Source organism: Williamsia sp. DF01-3, assembly GCF_023051145.1.
Classification (GTDB): domain Bacteria; phylum Actinomycetota; class Actinomycetes; order Mycobacteriales; family Mycobacteriaceae; genus Williamsia.
In genome coordinates, this window is the sequence record NZ_JALKFS010000005.1 from 4,453,312 (window position 1) to 4,473,435 (window position 20,124).

The following is a 20,124-nucleotide window of genomic DNA, read 5'->3' on the forward strand; positions in this document are numbered from 1 at the left end:
GAACATGTCGACGAAGACGGTGTTGGACGACCTGGTGACGGCCCTGCCCGCGGGGACGGTGATCACCGATCCCGACATCGTCGTGGGCTACCGCCAGGACCGGGCATTCGACCCCGACGCGGGTACCGCGATGGCGGTGGTCCGCGCGACGAGCACCGAGGACGTCGTCGCGACCGTGAGGTGGTGCGCTGCCAACTCCATCCCGGTGATCCCCCGCGGAGCCGGCACCGGTCTGTCCGGCGGAGCCACGGCCATCGATGGCGGCATCGTCCTGACCACCGAGAAGATGCGCGACATCACCGTCGATCCGGTCACCCGTACGGCGATCTGCCAGCCCGGACTGCTCAACGCCGAGGTCAAGGCTGCGGTCAAGGAACACGGACTCTGGTATCCGCCGGATCCGTCGTCGTTCGAGATCTGCTCCATCGGCGGCAACGCGGCAACCAACGCGGGCGGCCTGTGTTGTGTGAAGTACGGCGTCACGAGCGACTACGTCCTCGGCCTCGAAGTGGTGCTCGCCGATGGGCGGGCAGTGCGCCTGGGCGGACCGCGGCTCAAGGACAGCGCCGGGCTGTCACTGACCAAACTGTTCGTCGGCAGTGAGGGCACTCTGGGCATCATCACCGAGGTGACCTTGCGGCTGCTGCCGCCACAGCCGCCGGCGTCGACCGTGGTGGGCACCTTCTCGTCGGTGCATGCCGCCTCCGAGGCGGTCCTCGCGATCACGTCGACAATCCGGCCCGCGATGCTCGAGTTCATGGACAAGGTCGCGATCAACGCCGTCGAGGACCAGCTGAAGATGGGCCTCGACCGCACCGCCGGGGCCCTGCTCGTCGCCCAGTCCGATGCGCCAGGTGCTGCCGGAGCCGCCGAGGTCGAGGTCATCGAGCAGGCATTCACCACCTGCGGCGCCGGCGAGGTGTTCGCCACCACCGATCCCGACGAGGGCGAGGCATTCACCGCTGCGCGGCGGTACGCCATCCCCGCCGTCGAGAAGATCGGTCCCCTGCTACTCGAGGATGTCGGGGTTCCGCTGCACAAATTGCCAGATCTCATCGATGGCATCGAGGCGATCGCCGCCGACCGACGGGTGCTGATCTCCGTCATCGCGCACGCCGGCGACGGCAACACGCACCCGCTGATCGTGCACGACCCCAACGATCCCGACGAGACCGAACGAGCCAATCTCGCGTTCGGGGAAATCATGGACCTGGCGATCAGACTCGGCGGCACGATCACCGGCGAGCACGGAGTCGGACGATTGAAGAAGGGCTGGCTGCCCGATCAGCTGGGCCCCGACGTCATCGAGCTGACGCAGCGGATCAAGAACGCGGTCGATCCCCTGGGCATCCTCAACCCCGGGACGATGCTGTAGACCTGGCTCGCGAAAATCTGCAGGCTCTGTGTCTGTCCGCAGGCGTTGCAGTACTGATCTCCGGACGAAAAGCCTGCGCCTGCCTCACATCCCGTGCGCAGGTGGTCCGGCCTACGACTCAGGCAAAGACTCCAGCAGGCGTAGCCACACTTCGCTGACCGTCGGGTACGACGGCACCGCGTGCCACAACGTGTCGACCGGAACGCGGCCCACGATGGCGATCGTCGCCGCATGGACGAGTTCGTCGACTTCGGGACCGACAAAGGTGGCGCCGACGATGACACCGGCAGCTTTGTCGATCACCAGCCTTGCCTTGCCGTGGGCATCGTCGCGGAGCAGCCCGAATCCGGCCACCGACTCGAAGGCGATCTCGGCAACCGTCACGTCGATCCCGTTGTCGATCGCTTCGCGCTCGGTGAAACCCACGCTCGCGACCTGCGGATCGGTGAAGATCACCTGCGGCACCGGAACCCCGTCGGGCACAACCGGGTCGGGGCGTCCATCCGCCCGGGCGGCGATCAGCCGACCCACGTTGCGGGCCTGATACTTGCCCCAATGGGTGAGTGCCGGGCCCTCGGACGCGTCGCCCACGAAGAAGAGCCACGACGCCTCGGCATCGACGTCATCCAGCCCGATGCCGCTGCGGGCAGGGCGGCGCCCGGTCGCAACCAGGACTTCATCCGCGGTGATCTCCTCACCACCGGCGACCACGGTCGCCGGGTCACCGTGGATGCGGCCGATGCCGGTGTCCGCGGAGACCGGTCGGCGCACCTCGGTGATGTCGACGTGTTGACGCACATCGATGCCCGCTGCGGTCAGCGCCTCGGCCACCATCTCACCGGCAAAGGGTTCGGTCTTACCCAGCAGCGATCCGCGCGAGAGCAAGGTGACCTTGCTGCCCAGCGCCGCCATCCATGTAGCGGCCTCGCAGGCCACCACACCGCCGCCGACCACGATCAACGAGCCCGGGATCTCCCTGACCCCGGTGGCATCCCGGGACGTCCACGGCTGCGCGTCGGCGAAGAGTTCGGGGATCACGGCGGTGCTGCCGGTGGCCACGATCACCGCCAGGCGCGCACGCACCGTCTGACATTGGCCCCCGTTGTCAACGGTCACGGTGCGCTCGCCGGAGATGACCCCGTGGCCCCGGAGGACGGCGATGTCGAGGCCGGTCGCCCACTTCTCCTGTCCCCCGTCCTCGTACTGGCTCACCCAGGTGTCACGCCGACGCAGCAGTTCCTCGGGGTTGAGTTTCTCGCCGACCTTGATTCCATCGAGGTTGGATGCCGCGGCATGTATTTCGATCGGACGGAGCAGTGCCTTGCTCGGCATACAGGCCCAGTAGGAGCACTCCCCGCCGAGCAGTTCGTGTTCGACGATCGCGGCGGTTCGGTCAGAACCGGCGGTCGCGTACTGCGCGGCGACCTCTCCTGCGGGTCCACCTCCGATGACGATGACGTCGTACTCGGTGATCGAACTGTCTGTCTCCGCGGTCGATTCAGTCATCACCCCACCCTGCCATCGCCGGCGGGCCGGTACCAGTCCTCACGTGCCCCGGATGGCGGAGTGCCGGGCCAGTTCGACCACCGCGACCACCATGACCACAAGCGCCAGCCCCACCACCCCGGCCTCCCATACGCTGACCGAGATCCGCTCGGAGAGAAGCGCCATGCCCAGCGCCATGGCCACCGCCGGCTCCATCACAGTCATCGCCGGGAACGACGTCTGGAGATCGCCCGAACCAAAGCCTCGCTGCTGGGCGTAGATGCCGGCGGCTATGACGATGAGCAGCAGGTAGATCTCGAGATGAAATCCGACCCGGGGAAGATCGTCGGTGGCCTGTCCGATGACGGCTTTGATGAGCAGTGCCGAGATCCCGAAAAGAGCTCCGGCGGTGAGGCCATAGAAGAGCGACCGCATGTGGTTGTTGCAACTCTCGGCCGCGATCACCAAACCGGCGAGGCATGCGAGGACGGCCACCACCGTGAGCACGAAAAACATGGGGTCGGGGCGGCTGTCGGAGGATCTCGGTGAGGCCAGGCAGAGGAACACGGCCACACAGCAGGTCAGCGCGCCGCCCCACGCCCATTCGGTGCGTGTGGGTCTGCGATGGTCGAACCACGCTTCGAGCGGCAGCGCGAACAACACGGCCAAGACGAGCAGCGGCTGGACCAGCAGGATGGAGCCGAGACCCAGGGCTGCTGCCTGCAAGGAGAATCCGCAGACCGCCAGACCGGCACCGAGCCACCATCCCGGTGTGATGGCGCCGCTGGCCGCCGATGCACGTTGCCGGAAGACCGTCCCGGTGGCGATGAGGCAGGCGGCGGCGACCGCCAGTACCGCCGACATGATGTTCTGCACAGGCGGCTAGTGGTCGGTCGGGCCCATTGCCGACCCTCCGGGAGCAGGGGCGGGCGCTTTGGGGAACGCCACTTCGAACTCGGTCTCCCGCTCGGCGGCATGCCTCGCGAGCACGAACACCGCACGCAGCATGATGACCAGCGAGAGCCCGGCGATGATGCCGTCGACGATGTTCACGTCGACGCTTTCACCGAGCAGCACCACGCCGAGCGCCATGGCCACGGCGGGCTCCATCACCGTCATCGCCGGGAACGACGTCTGCAGATCGTGGGCGGCGAACGCGAGCTGCTGGGTGATCACCGAGGCGGTGGCGACGAGCAGGATCAGGTAGATCTCCGGGTGGGTCAGCACCTCCACGACGCTTTCGCCGAGCTGGGTCACCACCGCTTTGAGGAGAAACGCCTGCACCCCGGTGAGCAGACCTGACGCCGATCCGAACAGCAGCGCCCGGTGATGGGGTGATACGAGCCGAGCCGCGACCACCAGACCGATGAGGACCGCGACCACCACGACGATGGTTCCCGCCAGGGTTCCGGCCGACACGTTGTGTCCCCCGGCCTCAGGCCGGGCGATCACCACGAATGCGGCGATGCAGACGGTGAGGATGATGCCCCACTTCCACTCGTGGAAGTTCAGACGGCGGTGGTCCAGATAGGCCTCCATCGGCAGCGCGAACAGCACCGACAGCACGATCAGCGGCTGCACCAGAAGCAACGATCCGAGGCCGAGCGCCACCGCCTGCAACGCGAATCCGGCGGCGGCGATCAGTACTCCGAGCCACCAGCGTTTGGTGATCCCGCCCGACGCCGTAGAGGAACGTTGACGCACAAGTGTCCCGGTCGCGACGAGGAGCGCCGACAGAGTCGCCAGCAGCGCCGGGAGGAACAAGTGCACTTTGCCGACAATACTTGGCGGACCTGGGGGCGAGCGTGCTCTCGCGGTGGGAGTGTGAGCGAGTCGATCCCGACGGACAACAAAACGTTGGTGACGGCGGAGCGAACTCTGGACGATTGGGTACCCGATCCATGGCGGGTCACCCGAACCCAGCCGATAATCGACATGCCCTATCCGCAAAACACCCAGAAGGTGCGCACATGACGTTGGCCGGATACACCGATTCCGAACTCGAACTCGATCTGCGGTGGTGGTCCGCGACCAACTACCTGACGGTGGCGCAGATTTATCTGCAGGACAACGTCTTGCTCCGCGAGCCGCTCAGCGTCGAGCACATCAAGCCCCGACTGCTCGGACACTGGGGCACCAGTCCGGGGCTCTCGATGATCTACACACTGCTCAACCGGCGCATCCGCGAGACCGACTCGAAATGGCTCTACATCACCGGGCCGGGGCACGGCGGCCCGGCGCTGGTGGCAGCGACCTACCTCGAGGGCACCTACAGCGAGATCTATCCGCACGTGTCCGCGGATGCGGATGGGGTCCGAGCACTGTGCAGGCAGTTCTCCACACCGGGTGGAATCCCCAGCCATGTGAGCGTGCAGACACCGGGTTCGATCCACGAGGGCGGTGAACTCGGCTATGCGCTCATCCACGCCGCGGGTGCCGCCTTCGACAGCCCCGATCTGGTGGTCGCGTGTGTGGTCGGCGACGGTGAGGCCGAGACCGGCCCCCTCGCCGGTTCCTGGAAGATCCCGGCATTCCTCAATCCGGCTCGCGATGGTGCGGTGCTGCCGATCCTGCACCTCAACGGGGCCAAGATCGCCGGCCCCACCGTCTTCGGCCGCAGCAGCGACGACGACATCACGGCGTTCCTGTCGGGCCAGGGCTGGGAGCCCATGTTCGTCGGCGGCGACGACCCTCATGAGGTGTTCCCGGCGATGGCGCAGGCAATCGCGAGCGCTCACGACAAGATCGTCGAGATCCAGACCCGCGCTCGCGAAGGCAACCCGTCCGGCGACAAATGGCCGGCCATCGTGATGCGCACCCCCAAGGGCTGGACGGGACCGCACGAGGTGGACGGCAAACTGATCGAGGGCACCCACTGGAGTCATCAGGTCCCGCTGTCGGGGGTGAAGGAAAATCCCGAGCACCTCGCCCTGCTCGAGGAATGGTTGCGGTCGTACAAGCCGGACGACCTGTTCGACAAGTCGGGTGCACTCATCGACGACCTCGCCGACCTGGCACCCAGGGGTGAGCTGCGGATGGGCGCGACGCCGTATGCCAACGGCGGCCGCGCACTGGTCCCCCTCAAGATCCCGCCGCTGGAGTCGTACGCCCTGGACATCGAGGCCCCCGGCGCACTCGCCTACGAGACCACCAAGGTGCTCGGCGAGCTGATGCGCGACATCTACCGCGACAACTCCGACGAGAACCACGGCGGATCGTTCCGGTTGTTCAGTCCGGATGAGACAGCGTCGAACCGGCTCCAGGCGGTGTTCGAGCAAACCGACCGTTGCTGGCAGTTGCCGACCAACGAGAACGACGACAACCTGTCGCCCGAGGGCCGCGTCATGGAGGTGCTCAGCGAGCACCTGTGCCAGGGCTGGCTCGAGGGATATCTGCTGACCGGACGCCATGGTCTGTTCGCCACCTACGAGGCGTTCGCGATGGTGAGCGTCTCCATGCTGGTGCAGCACACCAAGTGGTTGCAGCACGCGGCCGAGCTGCCGTGGCGCGAACCGGTGGCATCGCTCAACGTGCTGCTCACCAGTACCTGCTGGCGTAACGACCACAACGGTTTCAGCCATCAGGGACCCGGCTTGATCGATGCCGTCATCCCACTGGCCCCCGGCGTGGTGCGAGTCTGGCTGCCACCGGATTCCAACACTCTGCTCTCGGTGGCCGACCACTGCTTCCGCAGCCGCGACCACGTCAACGTCCTGGTGGTCGACAAGCAGAAGCACCCCCAGTACCTGACCCTCGAACAGGCACACAAACATGCCGAAGCCGGGGCATCGATCTGGGAGTGGGCCGGTACCGAGGGCGAGACCAACGACGCGGACCCCGAACAACCCGACATCGTGCTGGCCGCCGCGGGCGACGTTCCTACCGAGGAGATCCTGGCCGCTGCACATCTGCTGCGTGAGTGGGTTCCCTGGTTGCGCGTTCGCGTGGTCAATGTGGTCGACCTGATGGTGCTGCTGCCCCAGGACGAACATCCACATGGGCTGCCCGAATCGAAGTTCCTCGATCTGTTCACCGCAGACACCGATGTGGTGTTCGCTTTCCACGGCTATCCGAGGGCCATCCACCAGCAGCTGCACGGACGCACCCGCGCCGACCGTTTCCACGTTCGCGGGTTCATCGAACAGGGCACCACCACAACTGCTTTCGACATGGTGGTGCAGAACAAGATGAGCCGGTACCACTTGGTGCTCGAAGCCCTACGCCGAACCAGCCGCGTTCCCGAACGCAGCCGAGAACTTGCCGAGTTCTGCCGGTCGCAGCTGCAGCGCCACACCGAGTACGTCACCACCCACTTCGAGGACATGCCGGAGATCCGCGAGTGGAAGTGGTCCTAGATGATCGACGCCTCTGTCGGCGCGTCAACTAGTACTCACACGGCAGGTGGGGCACCCTGGGACAGGTGAGTGGTCTATCCCTATCGGCGCAGGCGGCCCTGCGTGATGACCTGGAGCGTCTGATGACGCTGCAGCGTGATCAGATCGATTGGGCCTGCTCGAACATCGACTCCATCAAAGAGCTTGTCGCCTTCGGGCTCGACGAGGTCGTCGAGCTGCGTGAATTGGCCGAGCTGGAGTGGGACCGGGGAAACGAAGAGATCGCCCAGCACCTCGAACAGGAAGCATCCGCCTGGAATCACACGGTGCGGCTCCTACGTACCGCGCTCTCCCGGTGCGGAGCGGATGAGTCGACCGGCCGGCATCGCAAGGTTTCCTGACAGGCGAACGCGGTGACGCTACGGTCGATCTCGTGGCACGAACACTGATCCTGATGCGGCACGGCAAGTCGGCCTATCCCAGCGGTACACCCGACCAGGAACGTCCGCTCGCCGAGCGCGGTCAGCGCGAAGCAGCACTGGCAGGCCGGTGGATGGCCGACGACGGGCTCGCGGTCGACGCCGTACTGTGCTCGACCGCGGTTCGCACGCGTCAGACGTTGCAGCACACCGGTATCGACGCACCGGCCACATTTGTCGAAGACATCTACGGCGGAGACGCAGACGACGTGTGCGAGGCGATCAGGCTCCACGCGCCCGCGGACGCTGCCACGATATTGGTGATCGGGCACGAGCCCGGGATGCCGGACACGGCGATGACGCTGGATCCGGCGGCACACATTCCGCGTTTTCCCACGTCCGCGTACGCGGTCGTCGAGACCGAGACCGCGTGGGACCAGCTGGGTCTGACGCCGGACTCGACGACGCACATGACCCGGCTGGCCATCCCGCGGGAATGAGTCTTCCTGCTCCTATTTGACCAGTGCCCGTTCGAGCACGGGCGCGAGATCGAGACCGGTGGGCAATGTGCCGTATGCGCCGGCCCAGTCGCCTGCGAGTCGGGTGGCCGCGAAGGCTTCCGCCACGGCCGGATGTCCGTGCCGCAGCATCAGCGAGCCCTGTAAGGCGATGCAGATCGACTCGGCGATCCTGCGTGCGGTCGGTTGGCCTGCCTCCCCCAGCTGGCTCTTCAAGGAGTTGAGGTAGTTGTCGTAGCGGGTGTCCATGCCGGTCGCCGACTCCAACTCGTCGAACAGCGCGTCCACCGACTTGGGCGCTGTGGCCATCGCACGCAGTGTGTCGAGGGCACTGACGTTCCCGCTGCCCTCCCAGATCCCGTAGAGAGGGGCTTCCCGGTAGAGCCGCGGCATCCCGGAGTCCTCGACGTAACCGTTGCCGCCCAGGCACTCCATCGACTCGGCGACGTGCGCTGTGGCCCGCTTGCACAACCAGTACTTGGTCGCGGGCAGCCCGATACGTCGCAGCAGGGCCTCGGTGTCGTCGCCGCGTTCGGCTGCGTCGGTGGCCCCCGCCATCCGCATCGACACCATGGTGGCCGCTTCAGCTTCGATCGCGAGATCCGCGAGGACGTTCCGCATCAACGGTTGATCGATCAGGTAGTCGCCGAACACCTTCCGGTGTTGGCTGTGGTGCATGGCCTGGGTGAGCCCGACGCGCATGTTGCCCGCACTGGCCAGCGCACAATCGAGCCTGGTGAGGTTCACCATCTCGATGATGGTGCGAACACCGCGTCCCTCCTCGCCCACCAACCATGCCGTCGCGCCGTCGTATTCCACTTCCGACGACGCGTTGGCGTGGTTGCCGAGCTTGTTCTTCAGCCGTTGCAACCGCATCCGGTTGCGGGTGCCGTCGGGCAGTACCCGGGGCAGGAAGAAGCACGACAGTCCACCGGGAGCTTGGGCGAGCACCAGGAACAAGTCGGACATCGGCGCGGACGTGAACCACTTGTGCCCGGTGAGCGTGTAGGAGCCGTCCGAATTGGGTTGAGCTGCGGTCTGGTTCGCGCGGACATCGGAGCCGCCCTGCTTCTCGGTCATCGACATCCCGGCGATCAGACCGGACTTGCCCGCCGGGACCGACAGGTACGGGTCGTAGGTTCGGGAGGTCAGCAACGGCTCGTAGGTGGCGGCCAGGTCGGGGTTGTGCCGCAGGGCCGGCACCACGGCGTAGGTCATCGAGATCGGGCAGACGTGACCCGCCTCGACCGTCCAGACCCCGAGTTTGGCGGCCCTCACCACGTGCGCGCCCGCCCGACCATCGGCCCAGGGTGCTCCGTGTAGACCGTGTGTCACAGCGACATCCATCAACCGGTGGTACGCCGGGTCGTATTCGACCTCGTCGACACGGTGACCGTACCGATCGTGCGTGCGCAATATCGGCAGGTTCCGGTCGGCGAGTTCACCCCATCGTTGAGCTTCCTCACCGGCAGCGATGGCGCCCAGTTCGAAGGTCTCGTCGGCGCCCCAGCCACCACCTTCGCGAACAAGAGACTCCGACAGCGCCGGGTTGGTCGCCGGGTTGTATCCACTCAGGAGCGGAACTTGATTGATCACCTCATGCGTATCGGCCATGGATACATGATGCGCCTCGATGAACCCCATGGTCGCAGGAATCCCCACCTGCGCCGATGCGCGCATCGGCGGCCCTGAGCGCCGTCAGAGCCGGGCCTCGGATGAGCGGCGGCCCCATGTTCTGGCCATACTGAACAAAACCCCACCACCGTCGGACATGAGTCCGGCGTGTACCAGGAGTATCCAGTGCAATTTTCAGCACAAGACGTCGCTGCCGCATCGACGGTCTGCATCGTCGCGACCCAGCTCCGCGACCGGTTGTGATGGCCGAGCCAGACCTCGTCGAGCCAGATCCCGGGGCGTCTCGGAACCGCGCTCTCTTCGTGGTGCACGATCACGACCGTGACCGCGGTATCGCCGACACGGGCACCCTGCGCGACCACGTCATCGACCGGGGCTACGACGTCGACATCGTGCACCCTTCCGGACATCTACCGGAGGTCGCGGGGTTCGATTTTGTTGTCGTGATGGGTTCTTCGGAGGCGGCATACAACGACTCGGTCCCCTGGCTGGCGGCCGAGATCAGCTACCTGCGGGCTGCGCTCGCCGCAAACGTACCGATTCTCGGGGTGTGCTTCGGTGGCCAGCTGCTCAGCCGCGTTCTCGGCGGAAAGGTCAAGCGGTCGGACCACCCCGAACACGGTTACGTCACCGTCGACACCGTCGCGCCCGAACTGGTCGCACGCGGACCATGGATGCAGATGCACTACGACCGATTCACCCTCCCGCCCGGTGCTCGCGAGATCGCCCGCAACGGAGCAGCGTTGCAGGCCTTCACCTTTGGCCGGAATCTCGGGGTTCAGTTCCATCCGGAGATCTCACCCGCGGTGTGGGCCACCTGGCAGGCGAGCTGGGCAGCCAACCGCCAGGGTCAACTGGTCGTCGAACGCGGTATCGACCTGGACAAGATCACGGCCGAGATCACCGCTCGCGCGGCTGAATCGAGAGAGAACTGCGCGACCTTGCTCGACGCCTTCCTGAAACTGGCTCACGCACCGGTGTAAGGCGGTACGGCCAGGCAGGGAACGGGTCGGGGATGCGCGGGATCGAGGGCGTTGAGCACAAACGCCGAACTGCGCTGGTTGGACACGATCGACAGATGATCTGAGCGGTCCTGCGAGCACGTGTCCTGCACAACGATGTTGGTGACCTCGATGCCGGGCGGCCCGGCCAGGATGCCGCTGGTGTACGGGGTCACGAGCTGGTCGTAGCGGGTGACGATGTTCGTGTAGTCGATGCCGGCGACGTATGGGCCGTCAGGGGCATCGATGGCCGCCGCGAAGTCACCGTCGCCGGGTGAAGCGGTGCAGTCAGGGCATTCGGTGTCGGGTACTGCAGCGGGCGGCAATCCCAATCGGTCGGCAAACATCTTCACCAGCTCCGACCGGCCCTCGCCGTCGCCGTCCGATCCCTGCCAGTACGGCGCGAGTGAGACATACTTGTCGATCTTTCCCGCGCCCCCGTAGTACTTCGCCCAGTAGGTCGGGATCTGTGTGCCCTGCGAATGACCCACGATGTCGACCTGTGCGGCGCCTGTCTTCGCCAGCACGTTGTCGACGAACACCTTGAGCTCCCAGGCGCTGACGTCCTTGGCGCCCAGCCCGCCGATCCGCGACAACGGCCACTGCTGCGACAACTCGCCATAGGTGAGCGCGAACACGCAGTAACCCTCGTTCTTGAGCACCGGCACCAGCGAAATCCAGTTGGTCTGCTGACTGCCCGCGGTGCCGTGGACCAGTACCACCGGATCAGGGTGCTGAGCAGACGGCTTGCATGCGTAATCGTTGGACCCGGGCAGCGAGCCATTCGGGTTGGCGAGTTCGGCGGGTATGCCGGCCAGAAAGTTGTACTGCACCGGCAGCGGAGCCGCCTGCGCGCTCTGCGCCAGCCCGACGGTTGTCAGACCGACCAGGACCGCTGTCACCAACGCCTGCCTGAACCACCGCATGTGATGCCCTCCCGCTCGCCGATCCCTGCCCGGAAGTTAGCACCGAAGCGGTGCGGCCACCTACGGGTCGGGCGGAATGTCTTCTGTGGGCATCACCAGATCAAGACGCACACCCAACAAGCGGATCGGGCGGTCGAGCTCGAACTTGTGGAGCACCTCGAGCATCGCCGCCTCGATCACGGTGGCGTCGGTGGTCGGGGCGGGCAGCTTCTTCGACTTCGTCCGGGTGTAGAACGTCATGGTTCGTACGGTCACGGCCACCCGAAAAGCCACCCGCCCCTCAGAGATGACCTGCGCCAACAGTTCCCGGGTCAGCTTCCGAATCGCCTCATCGATGTCGGCGCGGGCGGTGAGGTCGGTCGGGAAGGTCTCGACCTTGCTGTGCGATCGCGGAATGTACGGTTCGGCGTTCACCTCGATGTCGCCGCCACCACGCGAGAGCAGGTACAGCCAATTGCCGAGGTGGGGTCCGAACTCGGCCACCAGCCGCCCGACATCCTCTGCCGCAAGCTGGGCGACGGTATCGATCCCCAGCTTCTCCAGTTTTGCTGTCGTCTTGGGACCGACGCTCCAGAGGTCGCCGACACCGCGCTCCCCCATGATGGGCATCCAGTTCTGGTTGTCCAGGGTGAAGACGTGCTCGGTTGAGCGTTTGGCGAATCCGGTCGCCATCTTGGCGCGCTGCTTGTTGTCGCTGATGCCGACCGCCGACGACAGCCCGCGCTCATCGAGAATCCGCTGTCGAACGGACTGGGCCAGCTCGGTGATGTCAAGACCGGTCTCCGACGCCGGAACGCCCAGGAACGCCTCGTCCCAACCGATCACCTCGACGGGATACCCGAAGTCTCGAAGCGTCTGCATCACTTCGGCCGATGCCTTGTCGTACGACGTGTGGTCCAGGGGCAGATAGATCGCCTCGGGCATCTTGCGATATGCCGACCGCAACGGCATACCGGCCCGTACCCCCTGATCACGGGCCTCGTACGACGCGCACGTGACAACCTTGCGCGGTTCGGTCGGGTCACCGGTCCCGCCGACGATGACCGGTGTGCCGATCAGGTCCGGGTTCCGGCGACGCTCCACCGACACCTGGAACTGGTCCAGGTCGATGTGCAGGATCGCGCGGAAGCGCCGGATCGGTGGTGTGGTCATCGTGCCCGACGATATGCGACGACGCCGTCCGCCGCGACGAGTATGTCGCGGTTTGGCCATCTTGCCCGACGCCGCCAACGGAGCCTGCTGACGCCTTTAATCCGTCCCGATTTAATCGGGCCACTATTTCCGCATTGTGAAATAGGTTGTTGATGTCCAGGGGGAACCGCACCGACCAACGGGCCAAGTCCGGTTGGTTCTGCTGTGCAGCAATGTATTTCGTCGCACATACGAAATGGTGCCGGTCTTCGGCCCGAAACGGCGGCCCTTTTCCCGGGCCCGAGTCGATCGCGCCTCGACACCGAACAGATGAAAGGAAAAGCAGTGAGTCACAAACACCCATGGCGGGTCCGCATCGCGGCAGCGCTGGCGCTTCTCGTGGGGGTGACGACTGCCGCCTGCGGCTCCGCCGACGAGGCCACCGTCACCGCCGACGGCAAGACCGAGCTGCGGTACCTCAGCTTCCCCGCCACCGTTCAATTCCCCGAATTGGCAGCCGATCTCGGGTATTTCACCAAGGTCAGCATCAAGGCGGTCGGCGAGACCACCAGCGGCCCGCAGTCGATCCAGGCCGCCGCCACCGGCGACACCGACTTCGGGCACGCGTTCAACGGAGCCATCGTCAAGCTGGCGTCAGCGGGTTCACCGATCACCGCAGTCGTCGATTCCTACGGCGCCGACGAGAAGACATTCAACGGCTTCTATGTCCTGGAGGACTCCCCGATCCGCACCGCGCGGGACCTGATCGGCAAGAAGATCGGGATCAACACGTTGGGGGCGCACTCGGAGTTCGTCATTCGCGAATGGCTTGCCCGTGAGGGACTTTCAAAGGACGAGATCGCGTCGGTCCAGCTGCTGGTGGTGCCGCCGATCAACAACGAGTCCTCGCTGCGCCAAGGTCAGATCGATGTCGGCGCGTTCAACGGCATCTTCCAGCAGCGCGCGCTGGAGAACGGCGGTATTCGAGAGCTGTTCACCGACAGGATCTTCGGAGACTTCAGCTATGGCAGCTACGTGTTCCGTGATGACTTCATCAAGAAGAACCCGGAGGCCGTGAAGGACTTCGTCCAGGGCACCGCCCGTGCGATCCGCTGGACGCAGGTGACTCCACAGGCAGAGGTTGTCGCACGTTTCAAGGACATCATCACCAAGCGTGGTCGCGGCGAGGATCCCGCTCTGGCCGAGTACTGGAAGAGCTCGTCCATCCCCACGCCGGGCGGGGTTATCAAGCCCGAGGAGTTCCAGCTGTGGATCGATTGGCTCGTGCGCAACAACGAGCTCGACAAGGGCAAGCTGACACCGCAGGACATCTTCACCAACGACGACAACCCATACGCCGACGGAACGTACCAGCCGGACTCGGGGCCTGACGGCGCACCGGTGGTGGCAGCGAAATGACGATGCCCAAACTGGAATTGCGCGGGGTGCGCAAGTCGTTCACCGCGCCGGGCAAGGCCGAGTTCGTGGCCATCGACGACATCAGCATCTCTGCCGCCGAAGGAGAGTTCCTCGTTCTGGTCGGCCCCAGCGGCAGCGGGAAGTCCACCTTGCTCGACCTGGTCGGTGGCCTCACCAAGCCCACTGCGGGTGAGATCCTGCTGGACGGAAAGCCCATCACCGGACCGGGACTGGATCGGGGTGTGGTGTTCCAGCAGTACGCGCTGCTGCCATGGCGCACGGCCCGCGCGAACGTGGAGTTCGGCCTCGAAGCGAAGGGCATCTCGCGTCGCCGCCGCAAGGCCATCGCCGATGAGTACCTCGGGCTCGTCGGTCTCGGCAACTTCGGCGACCACTACCCCCACGAGTTGTCGGGTGGCATGAAACAGCGTGTGGCGATTGCGCGCAGCCTCTCGTACGACCCCGAAGTGCTGCTGATGGACGAGCCGTTCGCCGCACTCGATGCCCAGACCCGCGAGGGGTTGCAGGGTGAGCTCCTACGAATCTGGAAGGCCACGGGCAAGACCATCCTGTTCATCACCCACGGCATCGACGAGGCCATCTACCTCGGCAACCGGGTTGCCATCCTCACCGAACGCCCCGGTCGGATCAAGGAGATCCTGCCGATCGACATCGACCGGGATGCCGTCGACGACATCCGTTCATCTGAGCAGTTCCGCGACTACCGGCACCGGATCTGGCTGTCGCTGCGTCCCGAGGTGGCCGGTGCCGCCGCCGAAACGATCGGAGTGGGTAGCCATGTCTAGTGTCACGTTGGAAAAGGTCTCGAGCCCGGCGCCGGTGAAGGACGTCGCGTCCCCGGCTCCGACTCCTGTCGACCCACCCACCCGTCGGGTCGGAGGAAGACTGCGAAAGTCAGGCTCCTGGGTCTTCCGGAGTTCGATCGCCCTGGTGCTGCTGGTCGCATTCTGGGAGGTCGCGCCGCGAATCGGTCTGGTCGACCGAACATTCCTCCCTGAGTTCTCGGTGGTCGCGAAGGCTCTGGTGGACCTGGCCGAGAGTGGTCAACTCTGGGAGCACATCTCCGCGAGTCTGGGCCGAGCTCTGCGCGGCTTCGCCATCGCGGTGGTGTTCGCCGTGCCGTTGGGCATCCTGATCGGCTGGTACCGGCCTCTTGCGCAATATCTCAGCCCGGTTCTCGAATTGTTCCGCAACACCGCTGCGCTGGCCTTGCTCCCCGTCTTCGTGCTCATCCTCGGCATCGGCGAGACCTCCAAGGTCGCGCTCGTGACCTATGCCTGCATCTTCCCCATCCTGCTCAACACGATCTCGGGTGTGCGGACAGTTGACCCGTTGTTGATCAAATCTGCTCGCTCACTGGGTCTTCCCGCGTACCGGCTGTTCCAGAAAGTGATCCTGCCCGCAGCCCTGCCGACGATCTTCACCGGCATCCGGCTCTCGGCCGCATCGTCCATCCTGGTTCTCATCGCGGCCGAAATGGTCGGTGCGCGTACGGGACTCGGCTACCTCATCATGGCGAGCCAGCTCAACTTCCAGATCCCGCAGATGTATGCCGGCATCCTCACCATCGCGCTTGTCGGTCTCGTCTTCAACTACGTACTCGTTCTGCTCGAACGTCGATTCTCTCGCTGGCGAACACCTGCCGCCAACTGAATCACCCGACATCACACTAGGACTGATCACATGACACGCACCCTGCACCTGAACGCCTTCTTGATGGGCGTCGGCCATCACGAGGCCGCCTGGCGTCATCCACGCACCTCCGAACACGAAGTGCTCGACGTCGCCCACTTCGTGCGGCTGGGCCAGATCGCCGAACGCGGGAAACTCGACTCGGTGTTCTTCGCCGACGGCCTGGCCGTGGGACCCAACATCCGCCGCAACACCCAGGCCATCTTCGAGCCGATCACACTGCTGTCCGCCATCGCAGGCGGGACCAGCAAGGTCGGCCTGATCGCCACCGCCTCAACGGGTTACAACCACCCGTACACCTTGGCGCGTGCCTTCGCCTCCCTCGAACACATCAGCGGGGGCCGTGCCGGATGGAACATCGTCACGTCCGGTCAGGAACAAGAGGCGCTCAACTTCGGTTACGACTCCATCCCCGACCACGCCGGCCGGTACCGCCGCGCCCAGGAGTTCGTCGACGTCGTGAACCGGCTGTGGGACAGCTGGGAGGACGACGCCGTGGTGCTCGACGTCGACAACGCGATCTTCGCCGACCCCGAGCGGGTACATCCCATCAACCATGTGGGAGAGGCGTTCAGGGTCCGGGGCCCGCTCAACTCGCCCCGATCACCACAAGGTCGGCCGGTCCTGGTGCAAGCCGGATCATCTGAGGACGGCAAAGACCTCGCAGCCCGCTACGCGGAGGTGGTCTTCACCGCCCAGCGCACCATCGCGGAGGGCCAGGACTTCTATCGCGACCTCAAGCGCCGTCTCCCGCGTTACGGTCGCAGCGCCGAAGACCTGCAGATCCTCCCGGGCATCGTGCCGTTCATCGGCAGCACCGAGAAGGAAGCACGTGACCTCGAACGTGAGTTCACCGATCTGATCTCTCCCGACTATGCGCTGGGCCAGCTGTCGAACTTCTTCAACGTCGACCTCACCGGCCTCCCACTCGATTCCCGGCTGCCTCCCCTGCCTCCGGAATCGGAGATCCAGGGCCACAAGAGTCGATCGACTCTGGTACGGCAACTCGCCGCCTCCGAAGATCTCACGATCCGTGAGTTGATCGGCCGCCTCGGGGGCGGTCGCGGGCATCGCACCATCACCGGGACACCGGAGCAGATCGCCGACGACCTCATCGCCTGGGTGGACGCGGGTGCGGCCGACGGCTTCAACGTCATGCCTCCCTACCTGCCCGGCGGCCTCGAGGACTTCGTGGACCACGTCGTCCCGATCCTGCAGGCCCGCGGCCGCTTCCGCGACGATTACACCGCATCCACCCTCCGCGGCCACTACGGCATCGAACTGCCGTCCGGATCCGTCGAGAAGGAGCCGGCGGCAGCCAGCGCATGACATCGATCGACGATCCGGCGACAGCGGCCGGACGCGTCGAACGACCCCTGAGATCGCTCGCCGGCACCGTCTACCTGCCGGCGACGGCGTACGGGATCGGGCAGGGGGCGGCCGCGCCGGTGATGGTGCTGTCCGCCCTCGAGCTCGGCGCATCCGCAGCTCTGGCCGGCCTCACCGTGGCGATCGCCGGACTCGGCCAGGTCGCCGGTGACACATGTTCGGGGCAGATCGTCGCCAAGATCGGTGAGCGGCGCTCGATCATCGTGGCCAGTCTGCTTGCGGCGTCGGGTGCGCTGGCGTGCCTTCTCGCACCGGCGGTATGGACGTTGTGCCTGGGCATCTTTGCGGTCGGACTGGCCAATGCGGTGTGGGGCCTCGCGCGGCAGAATTACCTGTCACTGGCCGTTCCGTTCGCCTGGCGGGCCCGGGCGATGTCACTGTTCGGCGGCGCGATGCGGCTCGGCTTCTTTGTCGGACCGCTCCTCGGTGCCGGCGCCATCGTCATGTTCGGTACCCGCGGCGGATTCCTGGTGCAGCTGACAGCGATTGTGGTCGCCGGGTCGATGATGGCCCGGCTCCCCGACCCGCCGGGCGCCGGACCGATGGTGAAGTCACACAACATCTCCCAGGTCTTCGCAGAGCACGGTCGACTGTTGGCGACCCTCGGCGCGGGGTCGCTGTTGCTCGGCGTGGCACGCAGTGCTCGTGACGCGATCTTGCCGTTGTGGGCCAGCCACATCGGGTTGTCGCCGGCTGTGGCCAGCCTTCTCTTCGGTGTGGGTGCCGCTGCCGACGTGCTGTTCGCCTACCCCGCAGGCCATCTGATGGACCGTTTCGGGCGCACGTTGGTGGCGGTGCCGTCGATTGTGGTGCTGTCGGTGTCGTACCTGCTGTTGCCGTTCACCACAACGCTTTTCACGTTCACTGCGGTCGCGGTGGTGATGGGTGTCGGGAACGGCCTCGGCAACGGGGTCATCATGACCATCGGTGCAGACGTCGCACCGAGCACCGGCCGGGCCGAGTTCCTCGCCGCATGGCGTCTGACCCACGACAGTGGCTTTCTCGTCGGCCCGTTGCCGATCGCGTTGTCCGCGGCCGTGTTCCCGTTGTCGGCGGCAGTTTTCGCCGTGGCCGCACTGTCGGGCGGGGGCGCAGTGCTGTTGGGCAAGTATGTTCCCGAGTACACAAGCATGAGTTCGTCGACCACGAGGAGTACGTAGATGGATCTGGGTCTGACCGGAAAACGGGCACTGGTGACGGGCGGCAGCAAGGGCATCGGCCTGGCGATCGCTCAAACCCTGGCCGCAGAGGGCGCCGACGTCGTGATCGCCGCACGCGGGGTCGAGGCCCTGGAGTCCGCCGCCGCCGACATCGCCCAGCAGTCCGGCCGGCGAGCGATCGCGATTTCCGTCGACACCGGTGACGACGCGTCGGTGCAGAACCTCGTGACCCGCACGGTCGCGGAACTCGGCGGCATCGACATCTTGGTCAACTCGGCGGCCACACCGTGGAGCGCCGGCAAGCCGACCGACTTCGCGGCAACCACCGATGACGTCGTGCGACGAGAGATCGAGATCAAGGTGCTCGGGTACCTCCGCACCGCTCGAGCGGTGGCGCCGCACCTGATCGAGCAGGGCTGGGGCCGGATCATCAACATCAGCGGTCTCGGTGCGAGACAGGCGAACTCCATCGCCCAGACCATCCGCAACGTGAGCGTCGCGGCGCTGACCAAGAACCTCGCCGACGAGCTGGGTCCGCACGGCATCAATGTCACGGTTGTCCACCCTGGCCGTACCCGGACACAGCGGCTCACCGAGCAACTCGCGGAGCGGTCGGCGGAGTCCGGCGTGGCGGTCGCCGACCTGGAGAACGAACTGGCCACCAACTCGATCCGGCGGATCGTCGACGCGTCCGAGGTGGCCGACGTGGTCGCATTCTTGGCCTCACCGCGCAGTGTCGCGATCACCGGGGACGCCATCGCAGCAGGTGGCGGCGTTCCCGGACCGGTGTACTACTGAGACGTCAGAGCTGTGGGCCACACTATCGAGGTGATCATCACGTTCGACGCCGAGATCTGGACTGCTCCGGAGATGGGAGCGTGGCACTTCGTCTCGTTGCCCGCGGACTCTGCCGACGAGATTCGGGCAACCGTGGAACCGGGTCCCGGATTCGGATCGATCCGGGTCTCCGTCTCGATCGACGAGACCGAGTGGCAGACATCGATCTTTCCGGACTCCAAGCGCGGCACCTATGTTCTGCCCGTGAAGAAGGCAGTCCGGCGGTCAGTCGGAGCCGCCGAAGGCGACGTGGTCACGGTGACGGTGGAGATCATTCGCTGAAAGTTCACAATTAGGACCGGATGTGTCCGCGATTGCTGAGAACCTTGTTTCAGCAGCAACCGACAGCCACAACCGGAGGAGCACATCATGGACTGGACACTCGAACTCGTCATCCTGCCCGTCACCGACGTCGACCGCACCCGCGACTTCTACGAGAAGATCGGCTTCAACGTCGACCACGATCACGTCGTGTCGGACGACGTCCGGTTCGTCCAGATGACGCCTCCCGGGTCAGCGTGCTCCATCGCCTTCGGCAAGGGCCTCACCGAGGCCGAGCCAGGCTCTGTCAAAGGTCTGCAGGTCTGTGTCTCCGACATCAACGAGGCCCAGACCCACCTCCGGTCCGTCGGCGTCGAACCCGGCGAGGTCGACGTCCAGGCCTGGGGTCACTTCCTCTCCTTCGACGATCCCGACGGCAATCACTGGGCCGTCCAATACCTCCCGTACCGCTACGCCTGACCGGCCCGCCACCCCCGCTGGCCCCGTCGGCCCCCCACCCC

19 protein-coding genes are annotated in these 20,124 nt (G+C 65.6%); 13 read left to right on the forward strand and 6 right to left on the reverse strand.

The window, feature by feature from the left end:
- The first annotated feature begins 4 nt into the window (after nucleotides 1–4).
- Entirely contained in the window at nucleotides 5–1,375 is a 1,371-nt protein-coding gene (locus MVA47_RS22995; protein ID WP_247210005.1) for an FAD-binding oxidoreductase, read from the forward strand.
- A gap of 111 nt (nucleotides 1,376–1,486) precedes the next feature.
- Here MVA47_RS22995 and MVA47_RS23000 read toward each other — a convergent pair whose 3' ends face one another.
- From MVA47_RS23000 to MVA47_RS23010, 3 genes are read right to left on the reverse strand one after another with little or no spacing between them, the layout of a single operon-like run.
- Nucleotides 1,487–2,881 (reverse strand): NAD(P)/FAD-dependent oxidoreductase, encoded by a 1,395-nt coding sequence (locus tag MVA47_RS23000; RefSeq protein WP_247210006.1) that lies wholly within the window; start codon nucleotides 2,879–2,881, stop codon nucleotides 1,487–1,489.
- Nucleotides 2,882–2,920: 39 nt separating this feature from the next.
- Nucleotides 2,921–3,724 (reverse strand): DMT family transporter, encoded by an 804-nt coding sequence (locus MVA47_RS23005; RefSeq protein ID WP_023954200.1) that lies wholly within the window; start codon nucleotides 3,722–3,724, stop codon nucleotides 2,921–2,923.
- Nucleotides 3,725–3,742: 18 nt separating this feature from the next.
- Entirely contained in the window at nucleotides 3,743–4,630 is an 888-nt protein-coding gene (locus MVA47_RS23010) for a DMT family transporter (RefSeq protein ID WP_247210007.1), read from the reverse strand.
- Between the two features lie 200 nt (nucleotides 4,631–4,830).
- Between MVA47_RS23010 and MVA47_RS23015 the strand changes: the two genes are divergently transcribed.
- The 3 genes from MVA47_RS23015 to MVA47_RS23025 all read left to right on the forward strand — a co-directional run bounded on the left by MVA47_RS23015 (nucleotide 4,831) and on the right by MVA47_RS23025 (nucleotide 8,113).
- On the forward strand, nucleotides 4,831–7,215 hold the full coding sequence (locus tag MVA47_RS23015) for a phosphoketolase (protein WP_247210008.1): 2,385 nt from the start codon (nucleotides 4,831–4,833) through the stop codon (nucleotides 7,213–7,215).
- A gap of 65 nt (nucleotides 7,216–7,280) precedes the next feature.
- On the forward strand, nucleotides 7,281–7,595 hold the full coding sequence (locus MVA47_RS23020) for a hypothetical protein (RefSeq protein WP_247210009.1): 315 nt from the start codon (nucleotides 7,281–7,283) through the stop codon (nucleotides 7,593–7,595).
- Between the two features lie 53 nt (nucleotides 7,596–7,648).
- Nucleotides 7,649–8,113, forward strand: a complete 465-nt coding sequence (locus MVA47_RS23025; protein ID WP_247211031.1) for a histidine phosphatase family protein — start codon at nucleotides 7,649–7,651, stop codon at nucleotides 8,111–8,113.
- A gap of 12 nt (nucleotides 8,114–8,125) precedes the next feature.
- On the opposite strand, the gene MVA47_RS23030 is transcribed toward MVA47_RS23025, so the two are convergent.
- Nucleotides 8,126–9,745, reverse strand: coding sequence for an acyl-CoA dehydrogenase family protein (locus tag MVA47_RS23030; RefSeq protein WP_247210010.1), 1,620 nt, complete (start codon nucleotides 9,743–9,745; stop codon nucleotides 8,126–8,128).
- A gap of 263 nt (nucleotides 9,746–10,008) precedes the next feature.
- On the opposite strand from MVA47_RS23030, the gene MVA47_RS23035 reads away from it, so the two are divergent.
- Entirely contained in the window at nucleotides 10,009–10,749 is a 741-nt protein-coding gene (locus MVA47_RS23035; protein ID WP_247210011.1) for a type 1 glutamine amidotransferase, read from the forward strand.
- Here MVA47_RS23035 and MVA47_RS23040 read toward each other — a convergent pair.
- On the reverse strand, nucleotides 10,734–11,693 hold the full coding sequence (locus MVA47_RS23040) for a triacylglycerol lipase (protein WP_247210012.1): 960 nt from the start codon (nucleotides 11,691–11,693) through the stop codon (nucleotides 10,734–10,736). The genes MVA47_RS23035 and MVA47_RS23040 overlap by 16 nt on opposite strands.
- A 60-nt stretch (nucleotides 11,694–11,753) precedes the next feature.
- The gene (locus MVA47_RS23045) at nucleotides 11,754–12,845 is read right to left on the reverse strand and encodes a DNA polymerase IV (RefSeq protein WP_247210013.1); all 1,092 of its coding nucleotides are present in this window, start codon (nucleotides 12,843–12,845) and stop codon (nucleotides 11,754–11,756) included.
- Between the two features lie 309 nt (nucleotides 12,846–13,154).
- Between MVA47_RS23045 and MVA47_RS23050 the strand changes: the two genes are divergently transcribed.
- The 8 genes from MVA47_RS23050 to MVA47_RS23085 all read left to right on the forward strand — a co-directional run bounded on the left by MVA47_RS23050 (nucleotide 13,155) and on the right by MVA47_RS23085 (nucleotide 20,083).
- Nucleotides 13,155–14,243, forward strand: a complete 1,089-nt coding sequence (locus MVA47_RS23050) for an ABC transporter substrate-binding protein (RefSeq protein ID WP_374474296.1) — start codon at nucleotides 13,155–13,157, stop codon at nucleotides 14,241–14,243.
- Nucleotides 14,240–15,049, forward strand: a complete 810-nt coding sequence (locus MVA47_RS23055; protein ID WP_247210014.1) for an ABC transporter ATP-binding protein — start codon at nucleotides 14,240–14,242, stop codon at nucleotides 15,047–15,049. Before MVA47_RS23050 ends, MVA47_RS23055 begins: the two co-directional genes overlap by 4 nt.
- Nucleotides 15,042–15,917, forward strand: a complete 876-nt coding sequence (locus MVA47_RS23060) for an ABC transporter permease (RefSeq protein WP_247210015.1) — start codon at nucleotides 15,042–15,044, stop codon at nucleotides 15,915–15,917. The genes MVA47_RS23055 and MVA47_RS23060 overlap by 8 nt, the downstream gene beginning before the upstream one ends.
- Before the next feature lie 30 nt (nucleotides 15,918–15,947).
- Nucleotides 15,948–17,285 (forward strand): LLM class flavin-dependent oxidoreductase, encoded by a 1,338-nt coding sequence (locus tag MVA47_RS23065; protein ID WP_247210016.1) that lies wholly within the window; start codon nucleotides 15,948–15,950, stop codon nucleotides 17,283–17,285.
- Nucleotides 17,282–18,505, forward strand: coding sequence for an MFS transporter (locus MVA47_RS23070; protein ID WP_247210017.1), 1,224 nt, complete (start codon nucleotides 17,282–17,284; stop codon nucleotides 18,503–18,505). The genes MVA47_RS23065 and MVA47_RS23070 overlap by 4 nt, the downstream gene beginning before the upstream one ends.
- Complete coding sequence (locus MVA47_RS23075) at nucleotides 18,506–19,303, forward strand: SDR family NAD(P)-dependent oxidoreductase (protein ID WP_247210018.1); 798 nt, start codon at nucleotides 18,506–18,508, stop codon at nucleotides 19,301–19,303.
- Nucleotides 19,304–19,333: 30 nt separating this feature from the next.
- Nucleotides 19,334–19,624 (forward strand): DUF1905 domain-containing protein, encoded by a 291-nt coding sequence (locus MVA47_RS23080; protein WP_247210019.1) that lies wholly within the window; start codon nucleotides 19,334–19,336, stop codon nucleotides 19,622–19,624.
- Nucleotides 19,625–19,711: 87 nt separating this feature from the next.
- Complete coding sequence (locus MVA47_RS23085) at nucleotides 19,712–20,083, forward strand: VOC family protein (protein ID WP_247210020.1); 372 nt, start codon at nucleotides 19,712–19,714, stop codon at nucleotides 20,081–20,083.
- The last annotated feature ends 41 nt before the right edge of the window (nucleotides 20,084–20,124 follow it).

Bases quoted from the DNA above. Each gene is read 5' to 3' on its own strand.
- MVA47_RS22995 (WP_247210005.1), top strand. From the start codon at position 5: ATGTCGACGAAGACGGTGTTGGACGACCTGGTGACGGCCCTGCCCGCG.
- MVA47_RS23000 (WP_247210006.1), bottom strand. From the start codon at position 2,881: ATGACTGAATCGACCGCGGAGACAGACAGTTCGATCACCGAGTACGAC.
- MVA47_RS23005 (WP_023954200.1), bottom strand. From the start codon at position 3,724: ATGTCGGCGGTACTGGCGGTCGCCGCCGCCTGCCTCATCGCCACCGGG.
- MVA47_RS23015 (WP_247210008.1), top strand. From the start codon at position 4,831: ATGACGTTGGCCGGATACACCGATTCCGAACTCGAACTCGATCTGCGG.
- MVA47_RS23025 (WP_247211031.1), top strand. From the start codon at position 7,649: ATGCGGCACGGCAAGTCGGCCTATCCCAGCGGTACACCCGACCAGGAA.
- MVA47_RS23030 (WP_247210010.1), bottom strand. From the start codon at position 9,745: ATGGCCGATACGCATGAGGTGATCAATCAAGTTCCGCTCCTGAGTGGA.
- MVA47_RS23035 (WP_247210011.1), top strand. From the start codon at position 10,009: ATGGCCGAGCCAGACCTCGTCGAGCCAGATCCCGGGGCGTCTCGGAAC.
- MVA47_RS23040 (WP_247210012.1), bottom strand. From the start codon at position 11,693: ATGCGGTGGTTCAGGCAGGCGTTGGTGACAGCGGTCCTGGTCGGTCTG.
- MVA47_RS23045 (WP_247210013.1), bottom strand. From the start codon at position 12,845: ATGACCACACCACCGATCCGGCGCTTCCGCGCGATCCTGCACATCGAC.
- MVA47_RS23050 (WP_374474296.1), top strand. From the start codon at position 13,155: ATGAAAGGAAAAGCAGTGAGTCACAAACACCCATGGCGGGTCCGCATC.
- MVA47_RS23055 (WP_247210014.1), top strand. From the start codon at position 14,240: ATGACGATGCCCAAACTGGAATTGCGCGGGGTGCGCAAGTCGTTCACC.
- MVA47_RS23060 (WP_247210015.1), top strand. From the start codon at position 15,042: ATGTCTAGTGTCACGTTGGAAAAGGTCTCGAGCCCGGCGCCGGTGAAG.
- MVA47_RS23065 (WP_247210016.1), top strand. From the start codon at position 15,948: ATGACACGCACCCTGCACCTGAACGCCTTCTTGATGGGCGTCGGCCAT.
- MVA47_RS23070 (WP_247210017.1), top strand. From the start codon at position 17,282: ATGACATCGATCGACGATCCGGCGACAGCGGCCGGACGCGTCGAACGA.
- MVA47_RS23075 (WP_247210018.1), top strand. From the start codon at position 18,506: ATGGATCTGGGTCTGACCGGAAAACGGGCACTGGTGACGGGCGGCAGC.
- MVA47_RS23085 (WP_247210020.1), top strand. From the start codon at position 19,712: ATGGACTGGACACTCGAACTCGTCATCCTGCCCGTCACCGACGTCGAC.